Annotated in this window: 18 protein-coding genes; 11 read left to right on the top strand and 7 right to left on the bottom strand. The window is 64.9% G+C overall.

Annotated features, from left to right (window positions below; all coding sequences use genetic code 11):
* Positions 1 to 5 precede the first annotated feature (5 nt).
* Positions 6 to 902: a tyrosine recombinase XerC gene (locus L284_RS28125; RefSeq protein ID WP_021232616.1), complete on the top strand. Its 897-nt coding sequence runs from the start codon at positions 6 to 8 to the stop codon at positions 900 to 902.
* Positions 903 to 998: 96 nt separating this feature from the next.
* On the opposite strand, the gene L284_RS28120 is transcribed toward L284_RS28125, so the two are convergent.
* The 4 genes from L284_RS28120 to rsmI form a co-directional block, all read right to left on the bottom strand.
* Positions 999 to 1,610, bottom strand: a complete 612-nt coding sequence (locus L284_RS28120; RefSeq protein WP_021232615.1) for a DedA family protein — start codon at positions 1,608 to 1,610, stop codon at positions 999 to 1,001.
* 33 nt (positions 1,611 to 1,643) lie between these two features.
* Positions 1,644 to 2,630: a glutathione synthase gene (gene gshB / locus L284_RS28115; RefSeq protein WP_031341482.1), complete on the bottom strand. Its 987-nt coding sequence runs from the start codon at positions 2,628 to 2,630 to the stop codon at positions 1,644 to 1,646.
* 106 nt (positions 2,631 to 2,736) lie between these two features.
* The gene (locus tag L284_RS28110) at positions 2,737 to 3,099 is read right to left on the bottom strand and encodes a YraN family protein (RefSeq protein WP_021232613.1); all 363 of its coding nucleotides are present in this window, start codon (positions 3,097 to 3,099) and stop codon (positions 2,737 to 2,739) included.
* 10 nt (positions 3,100 to 3,109) lie between these two features.
* Positions 3,110 to 3,937, bottom strand: coding sequence for a 16S rRNA (cytidine(1402)-2'-O)-methyltransferase (gene rsmI / locus L284_RS28105; RefSeq protein ID WP_021232612.1), 828 nt, complete (start codon positions 3,935 to 3,937; stop codon positions 3,110 to 3,112).
* A 41-nt stretch (positions 3,938 to 3,978) separates the two neighbouring features.
* On the opposite strand from rsmI, the gene L284_RS28100 reads away from it, so the two are divergent.
* Positions 3,979 to 5,136, top strand: coding sequence for a penicillin-binding protein activator (locus tag L284_RS28100; RefSeq protein WP_021232611.1), 1,158 nt, complete (start codon positions 3,979 to 3,981; stop codon positions 5,134 to 5,136).
* A 100-nt stretch (positions 5,137 to 5,236) separates the two neighbouring features.
* Positions 5,237 to 7,234: a DNA topoisomerase IV subunit B gene (parE, locus tag L284_RS28095; RefSeq protein ID WP_021232610.1), complete on the top strand. Its 1,998-nt coding sequence runs from the start codon at positions 5,237 to 5,239 to the stop codon at positions 7,232 to 7,234.
* A 9-nt stretch (positions 7,235 to 7,243) separates the two neighbouring features.
* Here parE and L284_RS28090 read toward each other — a convergent pair whose 3' ends face one another.
* On the bottom strand, positions 7,244 to 8,467 hold the full coding sequence (locus tag L284_RS28090; RefSeq protein ID WP_235054291.1) for a glycosyltransferase family 87 protein: 1,224 nt from the start codon (positions 8,465 to 8,467) through the stop codon (positions 7,244 to 7,246).
* A 97-nt stretch (positions 8,468 to 8,564) separates the two neighbouring features.
* Here L284_RS28090 and L284_RS28085 point away from each other — a divergent pair, with 97 nt between their 5' ends.
* The 5 genes from L284_RS28085 (at position 8,565) to L284_RS28065 (ending at position 12,275) form a co-directional block, all read left to right on the top strand.
* Positions 8,565 to 9,410 (top strand): AAA family ATPase, encoded by an 846-nt coding sequence (locus L284_RS28085; protein ID WP_021232608.1) that lies wholly within the window; start codon positions 8,565 to 8,567, stop codon positions 9,408 to 9,410.
* A gap of 19 nt (positions 9,411 to 9,429) precedes the next feature.
* Positions 9,430 to 9,867 (top strand): GFA family protein, encoded by a 438-nt coding sequence (locus L284_RS28080; RefSeq protein WP_021232607.1) that lies wholly within the window; start codon positions 9,430 to 9,432, stop codon positions 9,865 to 9,867.
* Complete coding sequence (locus L284_RS28075; RefSeq protein WP_021232606.1) at positions 9,864 to 10,748, top strand: DUF817 domain-containing protein; 885 nt, start codon at positions 9,864 to 9,866, stop codon at positions 10,746 to 10,748. The genes L284_RS28080 and L284_RS28075 overlap by 4 nt, the downstream gene beginning before the upstream one ends.
* On the top strand, positions 10,739 to 11,920 hold the full coding sequence (locus L284_RS28070; RefSeq protein ID WP_021232605.1) for a vWA domain-containing protein: 1,182 nt from the start codon (positions 10,739 to 10,741) through the stop codon (positions 11,918 to 11,920). Before L284_RS28075 ends, L284_RS28070 begins: the two co-directional genes overlap by 10 nt.
* A 61-nt stretch (positions 11,921 to 11,981) precedes the next feature.
* A complete protein-coding gene (locus L284_RS28065) occupies positions 11,982 to 12,275 on the top strand; it encodes a hypothetical protein (protein ID WP_021232604.1) in 294 nt (97 codons plus the stop codon).
* A gap of 30 nt (positions 12,276 to 12,305) precedes the next feature.
* Here L284_RS28065 and L284_RS28060 read toward each other — a convergent pair whose 3' ends face one another.
* Together L284_RS28060 and L284_RS28055 are read right to left on the bottom strand one after the other, a co-directional pair.
* Positions 12,306 to 13,505 carry an exo-beta-N-acetylmuramidase NamZ family protein gene (locus L284_RS28060; RefSeq protein ID WP_021232603.1) on the bottom strand — a complete coding sequence of 400 codons (1,200 nt, stop codon included), beginning with the start codon at positions 13,503 to 13,505 and terminating at the stop codon, positions 12,306 to 12,308.
* Positions 13,502 to 14,038, bottom strand: coding sequence for a DOMON-like domain-containing protein (locus L284_RS28055; protein ID WP_021232602.1), 537 nt, complete (start codon positions 14,036 to 14,038; stop codon positions 13,502 to 13,504). The genes L284_RS28060 and L284_RS28055 overlap by 4 nt, the downstream gene beginning before the upstream one ends.
* 156 nt (positions 14,039 to 14,194) lie before the next feature.
* Here L284_RS28055 and tyrS point away from each other — a divergent pair, with 156 nt between their 5' ends.
* From tyrS to L284_RS28040, 3 genes are all read left to right on the top strand, one after another.
* Positions 14,195 to 15,424 (top strand): tyrosine--tRNA ligase, encoded by a 1,230-nt coding sequence (tyrS, locus tag L284_RS28050; RefSeq protein ID WP_031341479.1) that lies wholly within the window; start codon positions 14,195 to 14,197, stop codon positions 15,422 to 15,424.
* Positions 15,425 to 15,592: 168 nt separating this feature from the next.
* Positions 15,593 to 15,931 (top strand): PilZ domain-containing protein, encoded by a 339-nt coding sequence (locus L284_RS28045; protein ID WP_021232600.1) that lies wholly within the window; start codon positions 15,593 to 15,595, stop codon positions 15,929 to 15,931.
* Between the two features lie 218 nt (positions 15,932 to 16,149).
* A complete protein-coding gene (locus L284_RS28040; RefSeq protein WP_021232599.1) occupies positions 16,150 to 18,255 on the top strand; it encodes a TonB-dependent receptor in 2,106 nt (701 codons plus the stop codon).
* Positions 18,256 to 18,290 lie beyond the last annotated feature (35 nt).

Genomic DNA, 18,290 nt, shown 5'->3' with positions numbered 1-18,290 from the left:
GGTCCGTGACCAAGGCGGACCTGCTCGAAGCCTGGGGCAACCACCTCAAGAACGGCAGGCGGCGCAGCCCGCATACGGTACGTGCCTACGTCGCCACGGCCGCGCGCCTGATCGACAGCGCCAGGCCCAGCGACTGGGCTGCTCTCGTCGGTCTTGAAGCGGGCGACTTGCGGATTTACCTGGCCGAGCGGCGGGAAAGCGGGATCGGCAATACGTCCGCCGCGCGCGAGCTTTCCGCGCTCAAGAGCTTCCTGGCCTTCGCCCGCGAGCAGGCCGGCGTGGCTCATGCCACCGCCCCGCGCCTGCGCGGTCCGCGCGTGAAGAAGGGCCTGCCGAGACCGGTCACGCCCGACGAAGCCGTCAACCTTGCCGCAATGGTCGAGGAAGATGCTCGCGAGCCCTGGATCGGGGCGCGGGACCGTGCCGTACTGCTCCTACTCTACGGTGCAGGCCTGCGCATTGCCGAAGCGCTTGGCGTCACTGGCTCAGCTCTGCCGCTGGGCGAGACGCTGATGGTCAACGGCAAGGGCGGCAAGCAGCGCATGGTCCCGCTCCTGCCGATCGTGCGCGCCGGCGTCGTGGATTATATTGCCAAATGTCCGTGGCCGATGGCAGCGGATGCGCCGATCTTTCGAGGCGCCAAGGGCGGGCCGCTGTCGCAGGGCATGGTGCAGAAAGCCGTCGCCCGCGCCCGCACCGTGCTGGGGCTGCCCGCCAGCGCCACGCCCCATGCCTTGCGCCACAGCTTCGCCACCCATCTGCTTGGTGCCGGCGCGGACTTGCGCAGCCTTCAGGAACTGCTCGGCCACGCCAGCCTGGGTTCCACGCAGATCTACACCAAAGTAGATGCAGCGACCATGCTCGACGTCTACCGCAACGCCCATCCGCGCGAGCAAGGGTGAGGTCCGGCGGCTCCGGCTCTCATCACACCCTGCGCTAGTCACCCCCTGCGTTCACCGCGCTCCCCACTTCGTGATGGGCGAACCCGTCCGCGCAATTCATCCAGCGCGGTCCTTCGACGGCTTCCAGGTGGCAACACGCCAGACGTACCATACTGCCGCAGCCGCGGCGACTGCCACGGTCCCCCAGCCGATCCAGCTTTCCGCTTCTGCGAAACGCCGGCCAAGCCAGCGCCCTGCCATGATCAGCAACGTGTTCCAGATCGCCGCGCCGGCAGCCGTGTAGAGCAGAAAGATCCAATGCCGCATGTGCGCGAGCCCTGCTGGCACGGACACCATCGTTCTGAACATGGGCATGAATCTCAGAACGAAAACGACCCAGTGACCGTGCTTGCGCAAGTAGCTGCCCGCATGCTCCACCGCTTGCCAATCCAGGGTGAGCCAGCGGCCCCAGCGGTCGATGAAGGGCTTGAGGCGTTCGTATCCGAGCCGGTCGGCTGCGACGAACAGGAGATAGTTGCCCAGGGTCGATCCCACCGTGCCCGCAAGCAGCACCGGCAGGAACTCCATGCGGCCATGCGCCGTGGCGATACCCGCCACGCCCATGATCAGCTCCGAGGGGATCGGGGGCACGATGTTCTCCAACATCATCAGCAGGAGGATACCCCAGTATCCGCCGCTTTCGATCAGGGAGATGACCCATTTATCCATGGCGGAGCAGTCCAGGCCCGCCGAACCAAGAGGTTACATCGCAGCGTGACGTGCCTCGATCGCATCCCAGATCTTCGCGCCGGTATCGGTCCCGTTGAACCGGTCGATCGCGACGATGCCCGTCGGCGAAGTCACATTGATTTCGGTCAGCCATTTTCCGCCAATCACGTCGATGCCCACGAAAACAAGGCCGCGCGCCTTGAGTTCCGGGGCAAGCGCCGCGCAGATTTCCTCTTCCGCCGAAGTGAGCTCGGCGGCCTCGGCCGAACCGCCTACAGCCAGGTTGGAGCGGAATTCGCCCGCACCGGGCTTGCGGTTGATGGCGCCCGCGAACGCACCGTCGACCAGAACGATGCGCTTATCGCCCTCTGCCACGTCGGGAAGGAAGGGCTGGACCATGAACGGTTCGACCCAGGCGTTCTCGAACATCTCGATCAGGGCGCCGAGATTGCTGCCGTCGGCAGGCACGCGGAACACCGCCTTGCCGCCATTGCCGTGAAGCGGCTTGATGACGAGGTCGCCACCAAAACCGGCTTCCACGTTTCGCTGCTGGAACAGGCGCACGTCCTCGATGCGGCGGGCGATGAACGTCGGCGGCATGAAGCGCGCGTAATCGAGCACGAAGACCTTTTCCGGCGCATTGCGGACGGATACGGGATCGTTGACCACCAGGGTCTGCCCGGCAAGCCGCTCAAGCAGGTGCGTGGCGGTGATGTAACCGAGATCGAACGGCGGATCCTGCCGCATCAGCACGACATCGACGTCTGCCACAAGGTCGATCAGGCGGTACTCGCCTCGTGTGAAGTGCGCGCCTTCCACGCGCTGCACCGTCACCGGCGCACCCCAGCAGGTCAGCCGCCCGGCCGCACCCGAGGACGCGTCATAGGCAAGTGTGCGCACATCGTAATGGAACAGCTCATGCCCGCGCGCCTGCGCCGAGAGCATGAGCGCGAACGAGGAATCGCCCGCGATCTTGATCGATTCCAGCGGGTCCATCTGAATGGCAATGCGTAAGGTCATGAAAAAGTCTGGTCCTTGCGGATTTGTACCGAGCGGTATCTTTCGGAAAGGCGGCTTAATCGAGTTTCGCGGCCTGCGCGAATGATTTCGGGATAGCGCCGCAGCTTTAGGCGCCGGGCTGCCAGGCATTGACGATACGGCGAGGCCAGCAACCCGGCGCCAGCAAGAGGACGTCGATCCTCACGTCGTCCCCCGGCTTCCCGTAGCGGTGCGCTACGGCTTCGGCGGCGGCAGCCACGCGGCGGAGGCGATAGTGGTCGATCGCATGGTCGAGATCGGCCCGGCGGGCGCGCCACTTCACTTCGACGAAGCACAAGGTTCGCCCGCGCCGGGCCACGATGTCGATCTCGCCGCGCCCGGTCTTCACCCGGACCGCGCGAATGCTCCAACCGGTCAGACGCAGGTACCACGCGGCGAGGGCTTCGCCTTTGCGGCCCCTGCGTTCCGCCTCGGCGCGCTGCCCGCTCACGAACGGCGTCTCACTTGAGCTCCATCGCCCGGGCATAAAGCACCTTGCGGTCGAGCCCGGTAAGCTTGGCCACGCTGGCAGCGGCCTGGGAAGGCTTGGCAAGGGCAAGTTCGGCGCGCAGCAGGGCATCCACGTCGACTTCGCCGATCGACTCCTCCCCTGGCGGTGCGATCAGGAGGACGATCTCCCCCTTGGGCGGGTGTGCGGCGTAATGTGCGATGAGGTCTTCCGGCGTGCCGCTGCGGCATTCCTCGAACTTCTTGGTCAGTTCGCGCGCCACCGCGACTTCGCGTCCCGGCAGAACGGACGCAATCGCCGTCAGCGCATCCTCCAGGCGCGGCGCGGTCTCGTAGAAGATCAGCGTCGCCGGAACCTTGGACAGATCGGACAGCACCGTCTCGCGCGCCTTGGCCTTGTTCGGCAGGAAACCGGCGAACAGGAAGCGGTCGTTCGGCAACCCGGAAAGCGTCATCGCCATCACCGCCGCATTGGCTCCCGGCAGGCTGGTAACGGGAATGCCGCGTTCCCGCGCGATCTTCACGAGACGGTAGCCGGGATCGGAGATCAGCGGCGTTCCCGCATCGCTGACGAGCGCGACGGCCTCGCTTTCCATCAGCGCCAGCAACCGCTCGCGGTCGCCCTCGCCCGCATGGTCGTCGTAGCGGACCATCTTCCGCTTGATGCCGAGGTGATGCAGGAGTTTTCCGGTGATCCGCGTATCCTCGCAGGCCACCGCGCTTACCCCCTTGAGGACCTCCACGGCACGAAAGGTGATGTCCCCGAGGTTGCCAATCGGGGTGGCCACTATGTACAGGCCTGAAGAGAGAGTGTGTTCCATCGCGGGAACTCATGGCCCAAGGACTAGGGGAGCGGCAAGCAATGTTCTACAATCGCCTCAACCGGCGCAACCTGCTCGCGGCGGCAGCGATGGTGGCCCTGGCGGGCTGCGCCGTGGTTCCCAAGGCGCCCGCTCCCGCCCCCGCCCCTGCCCCGACGCAGCCGGAAGGCGATATCCCCACGGATACAGAGCGTCACCGCGTGGCGCTGCTGGTGCCGACCACCGGCCCCAACGCCGGCGTCGGCCAGTCCCTGGCCAATGCCGCCAACATGGCGCTGCTCGATACCGGCGCCAAGAACCTGCGCATCACCACCTATGATACGGGGACAAATCCCGGCGAGGCGGCGCGCCGGGCCATTGCCGACGGCAACAAGCTGATTCTCGGTCCCCTTCTCTCGGACGATATCGCCTCGGTGGCGGCCGTGGCAAAGCCTGCACATGTGCCGCTGATCTCGTTCTCCAACGACGAGAAGGCGGCCGGCAAAGACGTCTTCATCATCGGCAACCTGCCCGGCCAGTCGATCGCCCGTACCGTCAGCTATGCGCGCGGCAAGGGCGTGAGCACTTTCGCGGCGCTCGTGCCAAAGGGCGATTACGGCGAGCGCGTCAGCAGCTCGCTGCTCGCCTCCGTGCGCAGTGGCGGCGGCTCCGTCGTCGCCATGGAGACTTACGACCGCTCCGCCGCCTCGATCGCGGCGGCAGCGAACCGGATCAAGGCCAAGAGCGGCTACGGCGCCCTGCTCATCGCCGACAGCGGCAGCCTTTCGGCCAAGGCGGCAGTGTCCTATCGCGCGGCGGGCGGCGGCGCGGGCGTCCGCCTGCTCGGCACCGAACTCTGGGGCGGCGAGCGCGAACTGGCGACGAGCCCCGCGCTCAACGGCGCCTGGTTCTCCACCGTCTCCGACGTTCGTTTCGCGCAGTTCGCCAAGAGCTATCGCAGCCGCTTCGGCGCCGCACCGTTCCGCATTGCTACGCTGGGCTACGATTCCGTGCTCCTCACCCTACGCGTCGCGCGCGACTGGATGCCCGGAAAGGCCTTCCCTGCCGCTGAAATGCTCGATCCCGGCGGCTTCCTCGGCGTGGACGGCCCCTTCCGCTTCGGTCGCAACGGCCTGATCGAGCGCGCGCTCGAGGTCCGCGCGGTGGAAGGCGGCGCGGTCAAGGTCATCAGTGCCGCGCCCAGCGGCTTTGCCAAGTAGCCGTTCATTTCCGGACGAAGGATCAGAAAGTGAACATCTCTTTGCGGATAAGCCCAAACCCGTGCTTGATCACGGGTTTGCGCACCCTATAGTCCTGCCGATGTCCGATGACCTGTTCGACAAGCTCCCGTCCGCGGGCGGGGAATCCTACGATGGCTCCGCGATCGAAGTGCTGGAAGGGCTGGAGCCCGTCCGCCGCCGACCCGGCATGTACATCGGCGGCACCGACGAGCGTGCCCTCCACCACCTCGCGGCCGAAGTGCTCGACAACGCGATGGACGAGGCTGTCGCGGGCCATGCCAACCGCATCGAGGTGACCCTCGATGAAGGCAACCGGCTGACCATCACCGACAACGGCCGCGGCATTCCGGTGGATGAGCATCCCAAGTTCCCGGGCAAGTCGGCGCTGGAAGTGATCCTCTCGACGCTGCACTCGGGCGGCAAGTTCTCGGGCAAGGCCTATGCCACCTCGGGCGGCCTTCACGGCGTGGGTATCTCCGTGGTCAATGCGCTGTCGAGCCATACCCGGGTGGAGGTGGCTCGCAGCAAGGAGCTTTTCGCGCAGGAGTTCGCGCGGGGGGCGACCCTGGGGCCGCTCCAGAAGATTGGCGCTGCGCCCAACCGGCGCGGCACCGCCGTCAGCTTCACGCCCGATACCGAGATTTTCGGGGACCAGCAGTTCAAGCCTGCACGGCTGTTCAAGCTCGTCCGCTCGAAGGCCTATCTTTTCGCGGGCGTGGAAATCCGCTGGAGGTGCGCGCCGTCGCTGGCGGACGACACTATCCCCGCTGAAGCGACCTTCCAGTTCCCCGGCGGCTTGGCCGACCACCTCGCCGAGCAGATCGGCAGCCGCGAATGCGTGACCACGCAGTTCTTCTCCGGCACGCAGGACTTCCCGCGCGGGGACGACGGCTCGGAGCAGGGCCGCGTCGAATGGGCGATCGCCTGGCCGCTTTATTCCGACGGTTCCTATTCCTGGTACTGCAACACCATCCCGACGCCGGATGGCGGCACCCACGAGCAAGGCCTGCGGGCGGCGCTCACCAAGGGCATCCGCGCTTTCGCCGAACTCGTCGGGCAGCAGAAGAAGGCCAAGGACATCACGCCGGACGACGTGGTGACCGGCAGCGAAGTCATGCTCTCGGTCTTCATCCGCGATCCGCAGTTCCAGAGCCAGACCAAGGACCGCCTTACCAGTCCCGAGGCCGCGCGCCTCGTGGAAGCGGCGGTGCGCGACCACTTCGACCATTTCCTCACCGACAATCTCGAACGCGGCAAGGCCCTGCTCGGCGCGGTGATGGAGCGCATGGACGAGCGCCTGCGCCGCAAGGCCGAGCGCGAGGTCAAGCGCAAGACCGCCACCAACGCCCGCAAGCTGCGCCTGCCCGGGAAGCTGACCGACTGCTCGGGTGAAGGCGGAGGCGAAACCGAACTCTTCATCGTCGAAGGCGATTCGGCAGGCGGCTCGGCCAAGCAGGCGCGTAATCGCAAGACCCAGGCGATCCTGCCGATCCGCGGCAAGATCCTCAACGTCGCCTCGGCCACGGCCGACAAGATTCGGGCGAACTCGGAAATCGCGGACCTCGGCCTCGCGCTCGGCTGCGGCACCCGCAAGGACTGCAACGCCGACAACTTGCGCTACGATCGCGTGATCATCATGACCGACGCCGACGTCGACGGCGCCCATATCGCCACCCTGCTGATGACCTTCTTCTTCCAGGAGATGCCGGATATCGTGCGGCGCGGCCACCTCTACCTGGCCCAGCCCCCGCTCTATCGCCTGACGGCAGGTTCGACATCCGCCTATGCCCGCGACGATGCCCACCGCGCCGAACTGGAAGCGACGGTGTTCAAGAACAAGAAGGTCGAGGTGGGCCGGTTCAAGGGTCTCGGCGAAATGAACCCCGGCCAGCTTCGCGAGACGACGATGGCGCCGGAGAGCCGTTCGCTGATCCGTATCACCCTGCCGCCCGAATACGAAGGCCGCGCCGCGGTGAAGGATCTGGTCGACCGCCTGATGGGTCGCAACCCCGAGCACCGCTTCATGTTCATCCAGAACCGTGCCGGCGAGATCGATCCCGAACTGATCGACGCCTGAACCCATCGATTAGCGGGATGGCATCTTTTCGCGGCGCCAGATCACGGCGAACAGCAGCATCATTGCCAGCGGCATGATCGGGACGTTCAGAAAAAGCGCCAGCGGTCGAGCCAGTGCCGGCGCGGCAAAAGCTGCGGCCAGCGCGCAGCGTTCCCAGTTCCGGAAGCCGTTCCGCAGCCCCTCCCCGGCCAGCCAGAACATCGGGAAGGCCAGGATCACCATGTCGTAATCGAGCACGTAAGGCGTCGCCAGCGGTGCGCCCGCCAGCATCAGAGCGGCAAGCCCCGGCGTCCAGGCCTTGCGCCATGAAGCCTTCAGAACCAGCGCGACGACGGCTAGCGTCACGGCGCCCTGAACGGCATAGCTCATCGCCATCGATCCCCCGAGCAGCCGCAGCGCCGCGAAGGGGCTCATGATCTTGCCGTAACCGATCTGGCCATAGGCCATCGCTACCTGCGCCCGCTCGCTGGCGCCAAGCCAGTCGATCCAGGTCTGCGCGCCGAAGGTTCCGGCGGAAAGCAGGGCCACCATCGCAGCCGTCGCCGCGGCAGAGGCGATCACCCGCCATTCTCCGGTCGCCAGCAGCATCAGCGGCAGCAAGAGGCCGAACTGCGGCTTGATCGTCGCCAGGCCGAACATCGCTCCGGCGAGATACGGCCTTACCGGAACCAGCCAGGCGCCGAGACCAAGCAGCCCCGCGACCAGGAACGCCGTCTGCCCATGGGTGATGACGATCGGTACGGCCGGAAAGGCCGCGAACAGCAGCCAGAGCGGTGCGGCGAGGCTGGCCTTTCTCCACCAAAGGCGCACGGCGACGAGATAGACCGCTGCGGTCGTTGCCAGCCACAGGCCGAGTGCAGGGAAATAGGGTAGCCAGCCGAGCGGCCAACAGAACAGCAGGAAGGGCGGCGGATAATAGAAGGCGGTATAAGCGCCATCAGTGGAATAGTAGGTGCGCTGGGCCAGGATATGCGCGGCGCCGTCATAGGGATTGGCGTGATCGACCAGCATATGGCCGGTCGTCCAGAAGCTGATGAAATCGCTTCCCAGCAGATAGCCGTTGAAATCGATCCCGCCCCGGGATGTCGCCACGAGCCATACGATCATCGCGGTGTTGAGCGCCGCAAACAGGCGCAGATATCCGGTGACGCGCGAGGCGTCCAACCATTCCATGCGTCTCAGAAAATCGGCCCCCATGCAGATCATCTGCAACGCCCCGGCAGCGAAGTCCATGCTCCGCTTGAGGTAGTCGGCTCCGCCCTTGCCTTGCTGCGTTGCAAAACATAGAACTTAAGCGAGCGGTTAAAGGCCGAAGACGAGAGGGACGAAGATGCAGCGTTTCGAAGGCACCACTAGCTATGTCGCCACCGACGATCTGAAAGTCGCGGTCAACGCCGCCGTCCTCTTGCGCCGTCCGCTGCTGGTGAAGGGCGAACCCGGCACCGGCAAGACCGTGCTGGCGGAGCAGATCGCCGCTTCGCTCGATGCGCCGCTGATCACCTGGAACGTCAAGTCCACCACCAAGGCGCATCAGGGGCTCTACGAATACGATGCAGTGGGCCGCCTGCGCGATGGCCAGCTTGGCGACGCGCGCGTTCACGACATCAACAACTACATCCGCAAGGGCAAGCTCTGGGAGGCTTTCACCTCGCCCCGGCTGCCGGTGCTGCTGATCGACGAGATCGACAAGGCGGATATCGAGTTTCCTAACGATCTCCTCGCCGAACTCGACCGCATGGCCTTCGATGTCTACGAAACCGGCGAGCACGTTGCTGCGGCGGAACGCCCTATCGTCGTGATCACTTCGAATAACGAGAAGGACCTGCCGGACGCCTTCCTGCGCCGCTGCTTCTTCCACTACATCAAGTTCCCCGACCGCGAGACGATGCAGGCCATCGTCGATGTCCACTTCCCCGGCATCCAGAAGACGCTCGTGTCCCGGGCGATGGAGATCTTCTACGAGTTACGGGACGTGCCCGGCCTCAAGAAGAAGCCTTCCACCAGCGAGCTGCTCGATTGGCTCAAGCTGCTGCTGAGCGAGGACATGCCGCTCGACGTGCTCCAGAACCAGGACGCGACGAAGGCGATCCCGCCGCTGCACGGAGCCTTGCTCAAGAACGAACAGGACGTCATGCTGTTCGAACGGCTCGCCTTCATGGCTCGCCGCCAAAGATGATCACGGGGAATCGACCTTCATGACCGCTCCCTATCCCGGCGGCTGCCTGTGCAGTGCCGTTTCGCTGACCGTAGCCGGTGAGCCGATCGCCACCCGGCAGTGCTGGTGCCGGCAGTGCCAGCAACTCGCGGCAGGCGGTCCGACCAACAATGCGATCTTCAAGGCCGAGGAGGTGTCGATAGACGGCGCCCTGGCTTCTTCCACCTGGACGGCGGCGAGCGGAAATGCCCTCACGTTCCACTTCTGTCCGATGTGCGGCACGCAGATTTACGCGCAAAGCTCGGCTCGGCCACACCTCATGACGATGCGTCTTGGCGCCTTGAACGCGGGTCACGGGCTGAAACCCGAAGCAGTGATCTGGACGGACGATGCGCCCGAGTGGGCTACGTTCGATACTGCTCTGGAAAGCTGGCCGGGCCAGCCGCCACCGCCCTCCGCCCCGCCAGCGGCGGCATGACGACGCCTTCTCGGCAGAAGCCGGGCACCGCACACACCCGCTTCGCAGGCATTCGCACCCGTCTGGAGGCGTTCGAGCCGCGTCCCGGCGCGGCTGCATGGATCTACGAGTTCCTGCTGTTCGGGTTCAAGCAGGCCTGGGCCTGCCTGTTTGGAGCGTTGCTGCTCGGCCTGCTGGTCGCAACGCACTTGTTCTATCCTGCCGAGGCCGCTTTCGCCCGCTACGATTTCCTGACTTGCGCCGCGCTCGCGATCCAGATCGCCATGCTGGCGCTGAGACTGGAGACACTGGACGAGGCCAAGGTCATCCTGGCTTTCCATATCGTCGGGACGGTCATGGAGCTGTTCAAGACGGCCCATGGCTCCTGGGAGTATCCCGAGCCCAGCCTGCTGAGAGTGGGCGCGGTCCCGCTCTTCTCCGGCTTCATGTATGCCGCTGTCGGCAGCTACATCGCGCGCATCTGGCGCATCTTCGATTTTCGCTTCACCCGCTATCCCGCAGAAGGCCTTTCCGCAGTGCTGGGCGCGGCGATCTACATCAACTTCTTTGCACACCACTGGCTGCCCGATGTGCGTATCGGCCTCTTCGCGGCACTGGCGCTTCTTTTCCATCGTACCCGCATCTGGTTTCGCGTCTGGAGGGAGGAGAGATGGATGCCGCTCCTGCTGGGCTGGTTCCTGGTCGCCCTGTTCATCTGGTTCGCGGAGAACCTCGCCACGTTCTCGCGGGCATGGATCTATCCGAGCCAGAAGCACGGCTGGGCGATGGTTCACCCTGAAAAGCTCGGCGCCTGGTATCTGCTGATGTATATCTCCTTCGTGCTGGTGGCATGGCTTCACCGCGCCAGGGAACAGACCGACCGGAACATCTCATGCTGCTGAACTTCGTGGACGAACTGCGCGCTGCGGGCATCCCGGCCTCGCTCAAGGAGCACCTCGTGCTGCTGGAAGCGCTGGAGCGGGAAGTGATCGAGCGGACGCCGGAAGCCTTCTACTATCTCAGCCGGGCGACCTTCGTGAAGGACGAGGGCCTGCTCGACCGCTTCGACCAGGTGTTCCAGAAAGTCTTCAAGGGTGTGCTGACCGACTACGGCCAGCAGCCGGTGGAGATCCCCGAGGACTGGCTCCGCAAGGTCGCCGAGCGCTACTTCTCGCAGGAAGAGATGGCGCAGATCAAGGCGCTGGGATCCTGGGACGAGATCATCGAGACGCTCAAGAAGCGTCTGGAAGAACAGGAGAAGCGTCACTCCGGCGGCAACAAGTGGATCGGCACGGGCGGCACCTCGCCGTTCGGCCATTCGGGCTACAATCCCGAGGGCGTTCGCATCGGCGGCGAAGGAAAGCACGGCCGCGCGATCAAGGTCTGGGAAAAGCGCGAGTTCGCCAATCTCGACAACACCCGCGAACTCGGCACGCGGAACATCAAGGTCGCGCTGCGGCGTCTGCGCCGATTTGCCCGCGAAGGCGCGGCAGAGGAACTCGATCTCGACGAAACGATTTCGGGCACCGCCAGGCAGGGCTGGCTGGACATCCGCATGAGGCCGGAGCGGCACAATGCCGTGAAGGTACTGCTGTTCCTCGATGTCGGTGGTTCGATGGATCCCCATATCGAATTGATGGAGGAGCTGTTCAGCGCTGCCAGTTCCGAGTTCAAGAACATGGAATTCTTCTACTTCCACAACTGCCTCTACGAAGGCGTGTGGAAGGACAATCGCCGCCGCTGGTCGCAGCGCACGCCGACCTGGGACCTGCTCCACAAGTTCGGGCACGACTACAAGGTGATCTTCGTCGGCGATGCGGCGATGAGCCCTTACGAGATCAGCCATCCGGGCGGCTCGGTGGAGCACATGAACGACGAGGCCGGCTCGGTCTGGCTCTCCCGCGTCGCGCAGACTTACCCGGCGACGATCTGGGTCAATCCCACGCCGGAGCGGCAGTGGGGCTATTCTTCCTCGACCCGCATGATTCGCGACCTGCTCGGCGGCGCCATGTTCCCGCTGACGCTGGACGGCCTCGATGCCGCGATGCGCGAGCTAAGCCGGAAGAAAGGCTGACCACTTGTAGCGGCGCGAAATCTGAGGGATCATATCTGCAACCATTATCGGGAGTCCGGCGATGAAAAAGGTTGTCCTTCTGCTGGCGCTCGGAGCGGCCACCATGGCCGCAGCGCCGCCGAAAAAGGCTGACGGAACTGCGGCCGACAAAGCCCGGTGCGGCTATACCATCCAACAGGCTAACGCTGCTGCCGGCCATGCCGAGCCGCGCGCCAGATCCGACATGCAGCCCGGAATGATACGGGCCGTGGAGCGGAAGCTGGACGGCTGCCCGGTGCTGGTCAGCACGAGCGGGCGAGTGATGGCGCCGCCTGCCTATAGCGATGGACCGGCGAGACTGGCGCCGGCCCGCTGATCCGGGTCCGCGCCCGGGTCAGCGCCCGGGTCAGCGGTAGAGCAGCAGGTCCGCGACTTCGGCCTTCCACGCCGTTTCGTCGCGTCCGGCGATGAGATCGAGATCGCCGGGAAGCGCGGCGGGATCGTCGACCCATTCGCGCAAGGCCGGGCCGCCGTTGATCACGTCGATGGCAAGGCGATCGAACTCGTATTCATAAGGGAAATCGCGCCAGATCGGGTAGTCGGGATAGAGCTGGCGGATGGCTTTGAATGCCAGGGCCTGGAGACGCCAGGGCCGGAAGGCATGATGGTCGTAGAACCTGCCTTCGGCATGGATCATCAGACCGCTGCAGAGCGTGCCAGCGTGCTTGTGGAAGGTCGGCTCAAACCAGCACTCGCGCAAGGCACAGCCCTCCAGCCATCGCGGCGCGATCCGCTGCATCTCCGCCAGCACTGCCTTGGCGTCGACATCCGGCGCGCCGAACAGCACTTCCAGCGGCCGCGTGGTGCCGCGCCCTTCCGACAGAGTGGCGCCTTCGATCATCACCGTTCCGGCATAGGCGCGGGCCATGTTGAGATTGGCGGCGTTCGGACTCGGGTTGATCCAGATGCGGTCCTGCGGCCATCCGAAACCTTCGCCTTCCGGTTCCCAGCCTTCCATCTCGACCACGCGGTAATCCACGCCGAGATCGAACCGGCGCACGAACCAGTGCCCCATTTCGCCCAGGGTCAGGCCATGACGCATCGGCATCGGCCCTGCCCCCACGAAGCTCTCCTGTCCCGGCAACAGGATCGTGCCTTCGACCGGGCGACCGGCAGGGTTCGGACGATCGAGCACCCACACCGACTTGCCCTGCTCCGCCGCCGCTTCGAGCAGGTAGAGCAGCGTGGTCACGAAAGTATAGATGCGGCAGCCGAGGTCCTGGAGATCGAACAGGAACACGTCCGCGCTCGCCATCATCTCCGCGCTCGGACGGCGGACTTGCCCGTAGAGGCTGTAGACCGGGATGCCGTAAGTCGGATCGCGTTCGTTCTCGGTCTCGACCATGTTGTCCTGCTTGTCGCCCTTGAGCCCGTGCTGCGGACCGAAGGCGCTCGTCACGTTGACGCCCGCGGCGATCAGCGCATCGAGAGAATGGACAAGGTCTTCGGTAACCGAAGCAGGGTGCGCCACGAGCGCGACGCGCTTGCCTTCGAGAGGGGCACGCAGTTCAGGGTTTGCCAATAGGCGATCGATGCCGAATTTCATGTGCCGGTGGGTGCCGCAAGGTCGATCGTGAAGCAAGCCGGATCGTGGAAGTCCGGTGCATCTGCCTTGTGGGTAAGCGACCAGTAGCTTTTTACCCCGCCTTCTTCCTCGATCACTGCGGTAAAGCCGCAGCGCAGCGCCGTGCCAGGCACTGCTGCCGCTGGAATGGCCGCATCGAAGACGGCGATGTCCGAGCCCTTGCGCAGGCCGCATTCAGGCTCCCGCGGCATTGGACGCTCGACCATGCCCTCGCGGCGGCCGGAGAAATCGTAGGCGTTCCAGCGCTCGGAAGGCGAAAGGTTGAACTCGATGTAGCCTGCCGCGCCCGGTTCCTGAAGGAACAGTTCGAAGCAGGTCGTCTGCCATAGATCGCTGGCGCGGCCCTTGCCGGCAAAGGCTGGAACCACGAGCTTGCCCGCGCCCAGAATACGCCAGCGCACGCGCAGCCAGTTGCGATCGAAACCGATTACGCGCGTCTCTATGGAGCGGACGAGGACGGAAGGGTGTGCCGGGTGGCAGGTCAGTTCGGCCATCGCGCCTGCCTAGAGGGACCGCCAACCGGCTGGCAATGTAAATCGAAGAGAATCCGACCGGCTCGCCCTTGCAGGAGACCAACCGCTTCATCTTATGCGCCGTGCGTGCTAGGCGCGCGGCTTTCGATCATCCTAGCCAAGAAGCACTGGGCCATCATGACCTACCAATCCTCCCTGCTCCGCACGCTCGAAGAGCGCGGCTACATCCACCAGATGACGGACGCCGAAGGCTTAGACGCCCTCGCCGCCAAGCAGGTCGTGCCCGGCTATATCGGCTTCGACGCGACGGCCCCGTCGCTTCACATCGGCAGCCTGGTGCAGATCATGATGCTGCGCCGCCTCCAGCAGACCGGTCACAAGCCGATCGTGCTCATGGGCGGCGGCACTACCCGCATCGGCGATCCCACCGGCCGAGACGAGAGCCGCAAGATGCTGTCCGACGAGACGATTGCCGACAACATCAAGGGTATCTTCTCGATCTTCTCGCGCCTGCTGAAGTTCGGCGACGGCCCCACAGACGCGGTCATGGTCAACAACCAGGACTGGCTGGGCCAGCTCGGCTACATCCAGTTGCTCCAGGAAGTCGGCACCCATTTCACGGTGAACCGCATGCTTTCTTTCGATTCGGTGCGCCTGCGCCTCGAGCGCGAGCAGCCGATGACCTTCCTCGAATTCAACTACATGATCCTTCAGGGCTACGATTTCCGCCATCTCAACAAGGAGCGCGGCGTCCGCCTCCAGATGGGCGGCTCGGACCAGTGGGGCAACATCGTCAACGGCATGGAGCTGACGCGCCGCATGGACGGCAAGGAAGTCTTCGGGCTGACCACGCCTCTGCTGACCACGGCCGATGGCGGCAAGATGGGCAAGACCGCCGCCGGCGCCGTCTGGCTCAACGAGGACATGCTGCCCTCCTACGATTTCTGGCAATACTGGCGCAACTGCGACGACCGCGATGTGGGCAAGTTCCTGCGCCTCTTCACCGACCTACCGCTCGACGAGATCAAGCGCCTCGAAACGCTCGAAGGCGCCGCGATCAATGACGCCAAGGTGGTGCTTGCGAACGAAGTGACCAGGCTGTGCCGCGGAGAGGACGCCGCCGTCGCCGCCGAAGCGACCGCGCAGGCGACGTTCGCAGGCGGCGGTCTCGGCGAGGACCTGCCGGCCCTGGAAGTCGCCAGTGAAGGCGTGCGCCTAGGCGCGGCGCTCACCGAACTGGGCTTCACTGCGTCGAATGGCGAAGCCAAGCGCAAGATCGGCGAAGGCGCAGTCAAGCTCGACGACGTGGCGATGACCGACCCGGCATTCCTCATCGAGGTCGCCTCCGGAGAAACGCGCAAGCTCAGCCTCGGCAAGAAGAAGCACGCGATCCTCAAGGGCGCTTGATCGTCTGAGACTTCCATCTGGAAGCGCCCCGGTTCCAGAAACCGGGGCGCTTCAACGTAAGGTAGGCACGTTTTGCCGCCTTGCACTGCGCAGTAGTAAACGGGTTTACCGTTTCTTTGCCATTTCCCTGCACTGTCTCCCCTCAAGATCACAGCAGAGGCGATAGAAATGACTGCAGGAGCGCAGCTCACTGTAACCGACAAGCGTCGTGCGGCACGCCACCCGGTCGATTACAAGGTGATTGCGGAACACCGTCAATTGGGCGACCTGCACCTTCATATCGTCAACCTTTCGGCACAGGGCTTCATGTCGCAAGGCGAGCTGCCCCTCGATCGCGGAGAACGCCTCGTCATGCGGCTACCGGTGATCGGGCGAATCGAGGCTCACCAGATCTGGGCGCATGAGGGCCGGGCCGGATTTCAGTTCGAACGCATCATTCGCGTCGACGATTTCCTGAAGCTGGTCGATACGGTTCAACCCAATCCTCGTCTTCGCCCCCGGCGCTGAGTGTCTGCCTCCAAGGTGCGGACTGCAGTTATAAAAAGCTGACGGGTCGGCGGATCGTCGCAATACCTGCGATCCGACTATCGAGCCGCCCGTCGGAGCTATGAGTGCAGTCGCCTGAAGAAGCCACGCCTTATCGACTTATCGCTTGCTAACAACGCCTCGTCGCCCGGAAACCTTTCGGAATTGATATGTTATATCCTCGCAATTAACCGAGGCGCATGACGCTCCCCACCTCCCGAATCGCTCTGCTGGTAACTGCCAGCGCTTTGTCCTCCGCGCTCGTGCCCACGCTTGCCACCGCGCAGACCACGACCGCCCCTGTCGCGAGCGACACCAGCTCCCACCCTCAGGAGAGCGGCGCCGACATCATCGTCACCGGGCGTCTCATTTCCGGTAATGCCGATCCGATTTCCGCTCCTGTCGTGCTTTCCGGCGAGGCCCTCACCCGCGACCTGAGGCCGCAGATCGGCGAAATGCTTGCCAGCCTGCCCGGCGTCTCGAGCACCGGCTTCGCGCCCGGCGTTTCGCGACCGGTCCTGCGCGGCTTCGATGGCCCCCGCGTACAGGTTCTGCTCGACGGCATCGGCTCGCTGGATGCCTCGTCGGTCTCGGCGGACCACGCAGTCTCGCTGGACACGCTCAACATCGACCGCGTCGAAGTGCTGCATGGCCCCCGCGTCCTGCTCTATGCCAGCGATCCCGCGGGCGGTGCGGTCAATGCCGTAGACAAGCGCATCCCCCGCAAGGTTCCCGAGAAGGCGTTCACCGTCGATGCGCTGGGCTCCTTCGGTACGGCTGCTGACATGGTCAATGGCGGCGTGGCGACCGACATTCGTCTTGCCAGCCGCCTCGTCGCACACCTCGACGCCTCGTATCACCATAGCGACGACTTGCGCGTCGGCGGCCACGTCCTCTCGCCGCAGCTGCGCGCTCAGACGCTGGCCCAGGCCAGCGACCTTGCCGATGCCGGCGATCTCACCGGCGCAGCCACGCTGGCGCAACAGGCGAACCGGCGCGGGAAGATCGCCAACAGCGGCACCGAAGGCTGGACGCTGGGCGGCGGCTTGGCCTTTATCGACGACGGCGGTGACATCGGGGTCTCGGTCCAGCGCCTCGCCACCGACTACGGCATTCCGCCGCGCCCCTCGGCCGATCCGGAAGCCACCAGCATCTCCCTGCGGCAGACCCGCGTGGACTTGCGTGCAGGTCTCAACCTTTCCGGCTTCCTGAAGCGACTGGAAGTGCGCGGGGCCTATGGCGACTATGAGCACGCCGAGATCGAAGGCGGTGAAATCGGCACCCAGTTCCACAACAAGGCCGTCGAAGTCCGGGTCCAGGCTGACCAGGCCCGGCGCGGAATCTGGAGCGGCTCGACGGGCGCGCAGTATTCCTCCTCGCAGCTCGACATCAACGGCGACGAGAAGCTGCTGCCCAACAACAATAGCGATCGCTTTGCAGTCTTCACGCTGCAGCGGCTGGAAGTCGGACGGTTCGATCTGGAAGGCGCGCTTCGCTACGAGAACACCCGGATCCGCACCATTCCGGCACGCGACCACCGCAACTTCGATCAATACGCCGCCGTCGCCGGGGCCGCCTGGCATCCGACCGACACCGTCACGCTGTCGTTCAACTATGCGCACGGCGAACGCGCGCCTTCGGCGGAGGAACTCTTCATCGACGGCATGCACGATGCGACCCAGTCCTACGAACGCGGCAATCCCGATTTCAAGGTGGAACGCAGCGACAGCATCGAGGCCGGAGCGCGCTACAATGGCGGCGACATCGCCGCCTCCGTCACGGTGTTCGGAACCAACTTCGCCAACTTCATAACCGCAGTCCCGACCGGCGAAGTGATCGAGGACTTCCCAGTGTACCAGTATCTCCAGGCGCCTGCCCGCTTTCGCGGCATCGAGGCCGAGGGCGGCGTGACCTTCGCCCGCTGGGGCGACAAGGCGATCAAGGCAGATGGCGGGGTCGACTACACCCATGCCCGCCTCGTCGACAGGGGGCCGGTGCCTCGCATCCCGCCGGTTCGTGCGCGGGGCGGCCTGGAATTCGATTCGTCCGCCTTTACCTTGCGCGGCGAAGTCGAGTGGAACGCCAAACAGACCCGCGTGACCGAGAACGAGAACCCCACGAACGCGTTCACCCTCGTCAATGCCAGCGCCACCTGGCGGCCGTTCGGTGAGCAGGGCCCCCTCTCGCTCATTCTCGCCGCCGACAACCTGCTGGATGTGACCGGCCGCCTTGCCGCTTCCGAAACGCGGGACTTCGTGCCGATCGCCGGCCGTGACGTGCGGATCACCGCGCGCTTTACCTACTGAGCGAAAAACATAACCTGCCCGGATGGCGGAGCAGC

Source organism: Novosphingobium lindaniclasticum LE124, from assembly GCF_000445125.1.
Lineage (GTDB): Bacteria > Pseudomonadota > Alphaproteobacteria > Sphingomonadales > Sphingomonadaceae > Novosphingobium > Novosphingobium lindaniclasticum.
Note: the sequence above shows the minus strand (reverse complement) of the source record. Positions and strands in the feature narration are given on the sequence as shown.